The 12,218-nt window shown below is 69.8% G+C and carries 1 protein-coding gene (cut by both window edges); it reads right to left on the bottom strand.

All 12,218 nt of this window come from inside a single coding sequence — locus M2271_RS38500, hypothetical protein (protein WP_280892114.1), on the bottom strand. Of the gene's 62,520 coding nucleotides, 14,875 precede the window and 35,427 follow it; the stretch shown corresponds to coding positions 14,876-27,093, spanning codon 4,959 (partial) through codon 9,031 (complete); reading right to left, the first codon wholly in view occupies positions 12,214 to 12,216. Both codon boundaries (start and stop) fall beyond the window edges.

Below are 12,218 nucleotides of genomic sequence, written 5' to 3'. Positions count from 1 at the left end.
GTCACCCCACAGCTCGTGGCTGTACACCTCGGGTGAGAAAAGCGCCAGCGACGGCTCTTCCTCCACCGGCTCTATGCCCGCGTCCAGCAACTGCCGGCCCAACGGCTCGTCCAGCGCCTGCGCTTGCGCCGGCTCGTGCAGCGTCTGCTCGTCGACAACGGCATGCGTCTGCCGGTTCACCACGAAGGTGTCCGCACCCCATTCCCCCGGGTGCTGATACAACTCTTCGAACCGCACCCGCGCGTCATCGCCGGCCCTCGCGCTGATCGCGGCCAACAGCGCCTCGTGCCGATAGTTGAGAGCAGCCGCACCCGGACGCCGGTTGACGTACTCCGCACCCGGCAACTCCGCGGGCTCCCACCGGGAGAGCTGTCCCTCCTGCAGCGTTTGCTTCCGCCCCGTGCCCGGCGGCCTGCTCGGGTACGCCTCCACCTCGCCGTCGGGGCGGTAGATCCACAGGTGCGTGGGGGCGCCGTTACCGTCGAGAAGGGCGTTCAGCTGGGCACGGGCCTGGGCCGCGGCAGCCGGGGCGAGCGAGCCCGGACCGGAGTACGCGACGATCGTCGTGTCCCCCGATTCCACGGCAACCTCGGACAGTTCGAGCACCGGGCGGTTGCTTTCGTCACCGCAGTACTGGAGGAACAGGTGACTGAGCCCCATCGCCTGGACGCGCCGTACCGCCTTTTGCGCGTCCGACCTCAAGAGGCTCAGACCGCCCGGCCCGGCGTAGACACGGCCGTGCCCGAACTCGTGGAAAGTCTCATCTTCCGGGAACGGCAGCTCCCACGTCGCCGCGCCCAAACGTCCCGCCTGGTCACGAGCCCACACCTGGATCGAGTCAATATCCGCCAGATCCGACAGGAGCGGTTCCCGCAAGTCCAGGTCCGCGGTGTTGTAGTGCGTCTCGCCCATCCGCCGGCCACCGTCTCGCGTGACGATGTCCCGCCGCACCACCTCGTCCGCGTGCCGCTCCCCGCGCCACGTGGGCATCGGCGTGCTCTCGACAGCTGAGGCGACCATCACCTCCAGGTCGCCTATACGCATGGCGCGGGAGTGGCGGCCACCGACCCGGAACTCAGTACCCGGCAGGTAACGGGCCGAAGGAGTGTCACCGGTGACCAGCCCGGTGACATCACGAGCGGCCGACTTCGGCACCTCGACCAGCACGATCGCCTGGCCACGCGCGAGGCTGCGGAGGTGCACCCCGGAGTCCTTCAGCTCGCGCAGCGCGTCGGCCATGGAGAAGTAGGCCTTCTCCGTGGCCAGACGGCCGAGGCCACTGTTGATGCCGGCGTCGCTCGGAGACAGGATGCGCGCGAAGTACACGGTCCGGTCGACGGGGGGAAGCAGAGCGACGAAGACTCTCTCCCCCATCTCACGTACGTAGCGCTCGGCCTTCGGTATCCGGTGGGTCCCGAGGATCCCCAGGACATCCAGATGCCGCGGCTCCAGGCCCCGCTGAAGCCCCGCCTGCTCCGTCTCCGGGGTGAGGCCGCGCATCGGGACGTTGGCGTCGTAGCCCAGCGCCAGACGGGGCGGCGTGAGTGACCGCTGTACCCGGGCTTCGCGGACACCGGCCCAGGGCTCCAGCTTCCTGTCGACCCAGTCGTACATTGCGGGCGCGCCCTGGGACAGAGCCTGCTTCAAGCTCCGGTCCAGGCCCTCGTCACCGAGCCCCGCCAGCCGGGCGGACCACAGGATCTCGAACATCGACAACCGCGCCAGGGCCGCACCCTCAGGCAGCAGATGCACCATGCCCGCCATCAACGCCTTGAGGAACAACGGCACGTCACTCTTCGGCAGCTTCCCGTCCAGCACGAGCCGCCGATAGACCTCCATCAACCTGGTGGGGAGATCGAGTTGGTGGTCTCGTCTCCAGAGATAGCCCAAGCGGGTCAGCAGCGGCGACCAGCCCGAGTCGAACTCGAACGCGGAGTCCCCGTAGCCCTCCAGCCGGGTCAGCCGGTACACCATCCGTTCGCTGAGGTCCGGTTGCCGCTGGAGCATGGCGTCGACGTTCTGGCCGGTCACGGCACGACCCAGCAGCTTGTCGGCGAAACGTTGTCCTCGCTCCGGTGCGGGAGCGGACTGGGCTGCCTCCCAGGCGCTGAACGCTTCGAAGGCCCGGTTCGTCGCCTCTGCCACGTTCGGCTGCAGGGCGAAGACAGAGGCCGCGGCACTCTCGTATTCGCCCGCCACGTCTCCCCAGCTGCCCCCTGTGATCGACTCCGCGTGGCTGTCCGCGTTCGAGTTCGCCAGCGCCTCGAATGCCCTGTGCCGCTCGGCCTGTGCGGCCTGTGCCCGTTCCGCCTCCGCCTCCGCCTGTCGCTGTGCCCGACGGGCGCCGCCGAAGGCGGAGCCGCCGGCGTTGACCAGGGTGGCGTCCGGATACTCCAGTCCCCTCGGCTCCGCGAGCTCCCAGCCGGTGAGCTGTCCGAACTCCCGGTCTGCCCCTCGCGCCCCGAAGCTCGGCCGCTCCCTGGGGTACCCCTCCACGTCACCTTCGTCGTGGTAAAGCCACAGATGGGACGGGTTGTTGTTACGGTCGAGAAGGAGGTGCAGCTTGGCGCGGCCAGGGCCCGACCTTGCCAGCGCGCCCGGGCCGGAGTACCCGATGATCTCCATTTCCAGATCGTCGGCGAGCTCGGCGAGTTCGCGTATCGGGCGCCCGCTTTCGTCGCCGCAGTACTGGAGGAACAGGTGAGTGGCACCCAACCTCTTGAGGCGCCGCATCGCCTGTTCGGCGCGCGGCCTCACGAGGGCCCGATCACCACCGGGCCCGAAGAAGTCGCTGCCGTGCTGGAACACGTGGAAGTAGGTCGCCTCCGCGCCCGGCAGACCATAAGTCGCAGTGCCCAACCGCCCCTGCTTGTCGTGAGCCCAGACCTCAAACTCGTCGACATCCTCCAGGTCCCTCAGGAACGGCGCCCGCAACTCCTGGTCGGCAGCGGTGTAGTACGTCTCGCCTATCCGCCGGACACCGTCTCGCGTGACGATGTCCCGCCGCACCACCTGTTCCGCGTGCCACTCCGCGTGCCACGTGCGCATCGGGCTGACCTCGACGCCTGAGACGACCTGCGCCACCTGGCCGAGGGGCCCCACTCTCTCGAAGCCGTCGTAGCGGCCCTTGAGATTCGTCCCCGGCAGGTAACGGGCCACAGGAGTGTCGTAGTCGGCCAGGCGGGTGACATCACGAGCGGTCGAGGCGGGAACCTGGTACAGCACGAGGTCCTGGTTCGGGCCCACCCTGACCGCTCGGACCGCGTCCTCCTTGGAGAAGAAGACTTCGTCCGGGACCTCCTCGTCGAAGGCGCCGGCGAGCGGGAAACCCGGACGGGTGCGCACGGACGCCCAGTACACCGTCCGCTCCACAGGCGGGAGCATGCGGAATGCCCTCTCCCGCATGGCGTCAACGAGCGACCTGTCCTCCCGCCACCGGGGGTTCGTCTCATCCCGCGCTCCTTGCTGGCGCCCCAGGGCGTGAACGTGCCGCGGGTCCAGGCCCATCTCGCGCCCCGCCTGCTCCTCCTCCGGGGTGAGCCGGAGCGGCGCGAAGGCGGCGTCGTAGCGCAGTGCCAGATGGGGCGGCGTGAGCGCCCGCTGTCCCTGGGGATCGACGGTACCGGCCCAGGGCTCGAGCTCCCTGTCGACCCACTCGTACATTCCGGGCGCGCCCTGGACCAGAGCCTGCTTCAGGCTCCGGTCCAGAGCCGCGTCACCGAGCCCCGCCAGCCGGGCGGACCACAGGATCTCGAACATCGACAACCGCGCCAGGCCCGCACCCTCAGGAAGCAGATGCACCATCCCCGCCATCAACGCCTTGAGGAACAACGGCACGTCATCCTTCGGCAGCGTGTCGTTGATGACGAGCCGCCGGTAGACCTCCATCAGCCTGGTGGGCAGATCGAGTTGAGGCCTTCCGCTCCGGATATACCCCAACTCGGCCAACGTCGACGGCCAGCCGGCCTCGAACTCGGGCGCCGAGTTCCCGTAGCCCTCCAGCCGGCCCAGCCAGTACACCAGCCGTGTGCTGGGGGCGTCCTCCCGGAGCCTGGCGGCCGTCGACTCGGACTCCATGTCAGGCCCGCCACGACCCAGCACCCTGTCAACGAAACCTCGGTTTCCTCGGTCCGCCGCGAAAGTGGTCCGGGCTGTCTCCCAGGCACGGAACGCTTCGAAGGCCCGCGCCGCCGCTTCTTCGACGTTGCGCTGCACAGCGAAGACAGAGGCCGCGCCGGCCTCGTATTCCCCGGCGGCCTGCGGCCAACCGTTCCCGCTGATCACCTCCGCATAAGAGCCCGGGTCCCCCTCGTAGCGCACCCGCGCGGCGGACGCGCGGAGCAGTTCCTCGATCGCCTCATGCCGCCTGTTCTGTGAGACCTGTGCCAACTCGAGGAGCTGACGGGAGTTGCCGGAGGCAAAGACTCCGGCAAGCGCCACGCTCATCCGGCGGCCCCGGCTGATCGCACCCGCGGACGAAGAAGATGCCCGGTAGCGGGGCGGGTCGCCGTCCTGGAGGGAGCCCATGAACATCAGCGGCGCCGGCTCCGCCTCGCCGTCCATCGCGGGGCTCGATGCCCGGGACTCCGAGTCCTCGTCCTCCTGCTGCTCGAGCGCCGCGGTCAGATCGCGTTCCAGCGAATCCATCGAGTCAGACGACTCAGCGTCACTCTCCGAGGTGTAGTCAGACAGTTCCTCGTCTTCCTGCTGCTCGGACTCCCCGGGTGTCCGACTACCGGATATCCCGCTGTCCCGATCGGCCTCCGACACCAGCAGGTACTCGTAGGGCTGGTCATTTTCGTCATAGGCCAGGGCCCGGCGCTTGACAAAGGCCACCGTGTCGGCCGCGTACGTCGCCTGCTCGCCCGACACGTCGCGGCCGGAGGTCTTCTCTACCTCTACGACCACCCGGTGTTGCCCGGGCCGGGACTCGGAGGCCATGTTCACGAGGGACTCCATCACGGTGTCCCCGTTCAGACCCGCCCGCTGGCCCTTGGGCACCATGAGAGCGTCCAGGGTGCCCGGTAGACCGTCGGCGAGGTCGCCCGGCGCCCAGAGTGTCCAGGCCGCCGGCGTGTCGGCGGAGGGCAACAGAGCCAGCACTTCCGCCTTCATCCCCAGGTGTTCGGGGAGCTCCATGTGCAGGGTGTCGGTCAACTGCTCGGCACGGTTGAGCAGCCGTTCCCTGATGTCGGCCTGCCACTCCTGCGGCGTTTCGCCGGCCCGGGCGTCGTCGGCCAGTTCCTGGAACCGCCCGTCCCGCAGGAACGGCCGCGGGTATGTGTGGGAGCCCGAGTCGAAGGCCCGGGACACGGCGCCGCGCACCGCCTCACTCAGCAGTTCCCTGCTCCGGGCCGAGGTGGCCGGGCCGTCGGCGGCGAACCGCTCCTGGATCAGCTCCGCGCCGGGACCGCTGAGCAGCGGGAGCGCGGCGCGATGTCCGGGGGCCAGCCGCAGCCCCGGCGGTGCGGGGAATTCGTCCGTCGCCCACTGGCCGAGCCAGCGGTGGGCATCTCGGTATACCCGGTGGTGCGGGGGCTCCAGGCGCGCGACGAGGTCCTTACTGATGTCACCGCCGAGGACATCACCGCGCACGATCGCATCAGCCCAGCCGTACAGGTCGACCGCGCTGGTCAGGGCGGCCCTGATCTCTGGCCGGTCGGAGTCGTACGCCCGCAGGATGTCGGCCAGCGAGTAGTCGCCGTCGGGCAGGGTGAGCTGCCACCCGATGACGGCCAGCAGGAAGGAGTGGTCACTCTCATCGGTCAGGTCCAGATCGCGGAACGCAGCGAACAAGTCCATCGGATCAGTGAGTTCGGTGGAGAGGGTTCTGAACCCGCCCTCCGCCTCAACGAATCCGTCCGAATGGTCGATGTCCATGTCGCCGGGGAGTATGTACGGCGACATCCGCCCGCCGGTGGCCGCTTCGTCGATCGCGGTCATCACCTCGCGCAGGTCGGCGGTGCCGTTCTGGTCCAGCAGCCGCTGCATAGCCTTTTCGGGCCCGACCAGGCTGTTGCCCCGGAAGAACTCCGCGTCCTGCTTGCCGGCGCGCAGAGCCTGGAGGACCTGGCGGGCCGCGGCGAGCGGCCCGGCGGACCGGCTGACCGCTTCGCCGAACGCCCGGTCGTAGCGCACAGTGGCCGGCAGCCAGTCGGGCAGGGTGGTGAGGCGGCCGTAGCGCGCCGCCTGTCCGCTGAAGTGAGCGGCGGCGCTCACCTCGTCCGCACGGATCTGCTGTGGGTCCCGGGCCCTGAAGGCGAGGAAGGTCTTGTCCTGTTCGGTCGGCTTGCGGTTGATCATGATATTGACCGATGGGGAGCCGACATGCAGCTGCCATGTGACCACGTCCGTTGCGCCGTAGAGCGGGCGCCCGCCGTGCTGATCGGCTGTCGTCTGGGCGAGCTTCTCCTTCGCCGGGGAGCACGTCATCAGCGCCAGCGGCAGTTGTTCGGGCACGCCCATCCGGCGGAACAGCTCACGCTGGTAGCGGCCGACCTCGAGGCCGAGCGCGGCCTTGACCCCGTAAGGCGAAGGAACGGAGTACTTCTGAGGCTCGCCGTGCGCCATCCAGTAGGCGGCCGAGGGGTGACCGGCAGCGTCCTGACTCGCCCCTTGCCGGCCCTGCCTCCACTCCACGGGCCTGGACGGGCCCACTGCCTTGTCCGCCGAAGCGTCCCAGTTCCGGTAGTGACTGACGCGGTCCCAGTGGAAAAGGCGATCGTGAGCGGCCATCTCGAGGACGCTCTCGCTGGTCAGGCCGAAAGCCCGACCACTTTCGGTGAGGAGCGGAAGGGTGACGATCGGCCGGTCCCAGACCTTTTCCGGGATGGGTGCCGGTATCTCCACCAACGTGACATGCGCGTAGTTACCACCCAACGCCGGGTGGTAACGCACCTCCTCGTTGATCACCCGGAAGTCGGCCGCCGCCGGGTAGACGAGCCTGCGGTCCTGTGGGCGCATGGCGGCGAGGGAGATGTCGCGGGCCGTCGTGGCCGGCTCCCGCTCCGGCTCCACGACCTCGAACAGCTCCGGATGCGCAGCTCCGTGCCTCTCGGCCGAGTTCACGAGTTCACGGAAGGCCGCGTCCGTGCTGGCCGTCGCCCGGTGCCGGGCGGATACATGCACCTCGCCCCTGCTCAGGTAAGCGCGCCGGCTCTCCAGCGATCCGGGCGCCCACGACGACCACATCGCACGCTGACCGGTCATAGGCGGCAGCAAGTGCGTGGCCTCTTCGAGCATGTGCGCATGCCCGGTCAGCTCGTCGCCCATCTGGTCGACAAGCTCCGTGGCACGGTGTCGGATGGCTTCCCGCGCTTCGGAAGTGGCCCGCCCGAGGTCGTCTCCGGCCTCCTCCACCAACTGCCGGAAACGCTCGTCCCGCAGCAGTAGCAGGGGCAGCGCGTCGTGCCGACCGTCCGGTTGGAACGCGTCATCCAGCACCTGCCGGACCACCTGGCGCAGTGCCCGTCCGTCCGGCCAGACGCTCAGCAGCCTGCCGTCAGGGCCACCGGCCAGGTAGAGCGCCGCCCAGTGACCGGAGCGCATGTTCCGCATCAGCAGCCTGGGGGCCTCGTAGCGCAGGTGCCAGTCACGCACGGCCGCACGGCGCTGCCGCCACTCGGCCACCACCGAAGGAGTCGCGCCCCTGGCCGTCTGGCTTGTGCCCGCGCCGTGGACCGCCAAGGACTCGATGGAGCCCACCGGGTCGCTCACTCCGGTGAGATCCTCGTCGAGCCAGTCCACGGATGCCCGGTACATCTCCTCGTGCGGCTGGCGCAGATCGGGGTCCAGTACCCCCACCGCTGTGCCGAGCCACCTACGGGAGTCGAAGGCCGCATCGATCCAGGGATAGAACCGGGAGGCGTCGAATCGGGACGTCGCGATGTTCAGGAAGTCGGGTTCCGTCGGGCCGCGTCCGAAGTGCTGCGCCGCCCTCATCACGACCACCAGGGACGGGCCGTCCTCCCGGCCCACCAGCCAGGACACCACTGCCTCTCGGAAGAGCAGCGGATCGAGGCCGATGTCCTGGTAGACGCGGAACAGGTCCTCGGCTTCCTGGCCGTCCCCGACGACCCGGTATCCCAGCGCCCGCAGCTGCGCGTCATCGGTGGTGCCGGCCGCCGGCGAACCGCTCTCCGGCAGTCCCTCCTCCTCCATGTAGTGCGCTGCGGCCTGCGCGAACGCCTTCATCAGGTCGTGGAGCGGCGGCTTCCCCCTCTCGTCCAGCAAACGCTCCATTTCCCCGAACCAGTCGAAGTTGTCAGGGTCCTCCGGCGAGAAGAAGAAACGGCGAGGGTTTCGGGCATATGGCCGCAGCCTCCGGTGCAGCTCCCGGACTCCCTGCTGGGCCCGCAGGCCGGCATGTTCATTCGTCTCCTGGGCTTTGGCCACAGCACGCTCATGGTTGGCGCTCCTCGTCTCCCATGCGTCATCGTCGTAGAAGGAGGGGAAACGCGGCGTGTAGACGTGCGTCCCCCCGGACGACGCCAAGGAGGTGTTCCACGGCTCGGGGGACGGGTACGGCTCCCGCGTGGGCGTGGTGGCGGGCCGTCCGAGCGACTCATCGGCCGAGGCGGGCAGCTCCGCCTCGCCGGCCTGCTCCGCGGAGCGCACGGCCAACCGGCTGGGGTCGACGTGGTATTCGGGAACCAATGCGTCCCAGGGCAGCTCAAGGTCCGTCCCGTACAGGTTCACGACCCCCTGCAGCACGGTCGGCAGCGCCTGTGCGAGCTCCGGCTCGGGCTGGGAAAGCGCCTTGTAGTACCCCGAGATCTCTCCCCGCAGGTTCTGCCAGGTGAGTGGCAGGTGGTTCTCGTCGGCCAGCCGCTCCTGCTCCGAAATCCGCATGACGCGCAGCATCGCCCCGAACGCCTGGCCGTTGTTCTCCAGCAGCGGCCCGTAGACCAGGCCGATCACCCGCCTCCAGCTCAGCACATCGGCGGCGCGGCCCTGGTCGCCCGTCAGTGTTTGCGCCGCGTAGGCGAGTTCCTCGTTCGTCGGCTCCGGACGGAATCCCACCCATTCGTCGGCCCCGGTCGGGTCCTGTCCGTTCCTGGTGGCCCAGATCCACCGGTTCGAGCGGTTGGACAGGTCCTGGCCCGCGATCGGCGACACCAGCGGATCCTGCGACGGTTCGCCCGTCAGGTCGGCGCCCGTGACGACCACCGCCGCGTCCGGCGGCAGCGTGGCCAGCGCGGAGGAGAAGGCGTCGGCGTCGGCGCTGCTCAACGGGAGACCTACGGTCCTGCCGTCGCCGCCGAACTCGACGACGTAGGCCTCGCCGAACGGGAACCGCCGCGGGCCGCCCTCGGCCACCACCACCGACGGGTGGTGCTGGGCCTGCGGGCCGGTGGCATTGCGGTACCGGGACGGCGGGTAGGCGGGCCGGCGCGCCGAGGCCACCGGCGTCAGGAGGACGGGGGGGCGGCCTGCGGGGATGTCGGACATGAAGTCCGCGGGGCTGCCGTCGGGCTTCGGGTGGGTGTGGATCCGGCCCGGATCGTCGCCCTCCGGCGGACTGACCGTCACATCGCCGCCATCGGAGATGTGCACCCCGATGTTGGTCCGCTCGCGGATCCGTTTCGCCGTCTCCTTCAGCGTCTCGGGGTCCCAACCGCTCACGCACGGTGCCAGCAGGATGTCCGTGGTGTCCGCCGCCAGCTCGGCCTTGAGGATCGCCCCCAGCCCGTCCGCGTCGAAGGAAAGGGTCTTCCCGTCCTGCGTGACTCCCTTGAAACGCCCACCGGTGTCGCCGTGCGAGCCCCAGACCTGCAGCTTCGCGTCCGGCGCCAGCGGCAGAGGGCGTTGCGCAGGGACCGGCTTACCGTCGGCGTCCTTCCCCCACTGCGTGTACTCCCGGTACGTCGCCACATCCCGGTACGCGGCGTTGCGGTACCCCTCCTCGGGCGTGAACGACGTCAGCCCCGAGGGCCGCCCTTCACCGTCAAGGACCTTCTCCACCCTGATCTGCGAGCGCAGCACGTGGTGGTCGGGGTCCGTGATGGCGCCCGCGGCCAGCATCAGCTCCGCCGAGGCCCGGGTGAGCCGGATCGGGACGGGGTGCGCGATCGGCACGTCCAGTTCGGCTTGGGTGTCCTTGAACCCCAGCGCGTGCCCGACGTTGTCCCGGCGCTTGGCGACCAGCCGCAGATCGACCGTGAACTGCACCAGCGCGGACGGCCCCTCGAAGGCCAGTGCGGTCGCGTTTCCGGCGGTCCGCTGCGAGGCCCCGCTGACCGCGTGAGCGGATGTGCGGACCGGGCCCGGCTCGTAGTCGTGCACGTTGGTGAGGGCGTAGTTCATCCAGGCCGGCACGGGGAGCCCCTGCCCCGAGACGCCCCCGCTCTCTCCGAACGTGCCGCCCTGCCCCTGCTCGGACATCGCCATCGTGCCCGGCTCGGCACCCGACACCGACTCGAAGAGCGCCGTCTCACCCGCTGCGAGCACCTCACCGTGGGTGAATCGCGTGTACAGGGCGACGTCCAGGTCCTCAGTGCCGAAGAACCGTTTGACGAACGTCGGCGGCAACCCGATCCCGGTGGTGGACCCCACCGGCAGCGCCGATTGCAGCCACTCCGTGGACACCTCCTCCCGTACGGTGTACGCCGCGGACTTGTCGATGGCGTGGAAGTTCGAGGACGCCCCCAGTTTCCGCGCCAAGGCGGCCATTCCTGCCCTTACCCGGGGAGCACCCTGGAACAGGTAGGCCTGCGCCTCGTACGGCAGCTGCACGCCTGCGACGCGCCACTGCGGCAGCGGAACCAGCGGCGCGGACCGCCCGCCGAGCGGGGGCAGCGCCCGTGGCGGACGCAGACCGGCCAGCGCCCGCAGATCCGACTCCGGAAGACGGAACAGCAGGTAGCGGTCGTCGTCGACCGTGGAGCCGTCCTCGGCGGCAGGCGGCGCCTCCAATTCCACCGTGGCGATCGGAGCGGTGTTCTCCGGTGGCCCGTCGTACAGGTCCAACCGTGCCGACACCGGAATCCTGACCCTGACCATCCCCGCCTTGTCCGGGATGGTCAGGGTCACGCTGGCCATGAGCGCGTTGCGCACGGTTTCGCCGAAGGAATGCTGGGCGGCGCTCCCCACCGCCGGCACCCCCGCCACACCGCTCTCGGCGCCGAGCAGCAACAGGGGGACGTCCAGCCCCGAGCCCCTGCCTTCCGACGTGGCGGTCTGATCGTCGAGCACGGCCGTCGTCGTGAAGGAGATCGCCCGGCCCTGCTGGGGACGGCTGTCGAAGGAGCCCTCCTCCCGGCTCAGCACCAGCTCGGCCCAGAACGTGCGCCTGCCCTTGTCCTGCCGGAACAGCTCCACCGTCACGCTGCCGTCCAGCAGGCTTGCCAGCAGACTCGTGGCGCCGTTGAGCACATTCCCGAGGCGTTCGGTGTTGTGCCGCCTGTCGTCGAGCAACCGCTCGGGCAGCAGGTCGTCGGGGAGCGACTCCTCGGCGTCCGTGCCGGTTCTGTCGGCCAGCCGACTGCGCAGGGCCGGCAGCAGCCGCAGGAAGTCGGGCGCGTGCTCGATGTCGCCCAGCCCCAGCGGTCCGTTGCCCGGCAGTTGCAGCCCGGCCGCGGAATCGGGGGCGGTCTTCGACGTCACGGCCTGGGCCTGGGACAGCGACGTCTCTGGCTCAGCCTGGGACAGCGATGTCCCGGACTCAGCCAAAGACGCCGACGTCCCGGGCTCGGCGGCGGCAGGCGCCGGTTCCGTCGTGGAGACGGTGGCAGCCGGCTCGGGCCCGTCCTCGGCGACCTCGGCGATGGTCGGCAACGGAATGAACCCTCGGTCCCTCGGGCCTTCGGCCGTCCGCCTCCCCGGGGAGGCGGCGGCAGCCGACTCGGGCCGGTCCTCGGCGACCTCGGCGACCTCGGCGACGGGCACCGGCGGAGTGATCCCCTTGGCCCGCAGACGTTCGTCGACCTGCGCTCCGAGACCGATGGCGCGTGCGTACTCCTCGGTCACCAGCGCGGCGCCGGCCCGGGACAGCAGCCGGCCACCGGTCTCCAGCTTCGCGGCGTCGAAGCCCACCTTCGCCTCGGCGGCCATGAGGACCTCGACGTCGGCCTGGAGCAGCACGAGGCGGTGATCGGCCTCGGTATAGCTGATCCGGTCGATCAAACCGGCGGAGATGAGCGAGGACTGGGCGGACTTGTTGAATCCGTAGTTGGGGGCCAGGCCGCCGAGCATCCACGTCGACTCGGAGGGAGTCCCGG

It is taken from the genome of Streptomyces sp. LBL (assembly GCF_029893585.1).
Lineage (GTDB): Bacteria > Actinomycetota > Actinomycetes > Streptomycetales > Streptomycetaceae > Streptomyces.
The sequence above is the reverse complement of the archived record's forward strand: the minus strand, read 5'-3'. Positions and strand labels throughout refer to the sequence as shown.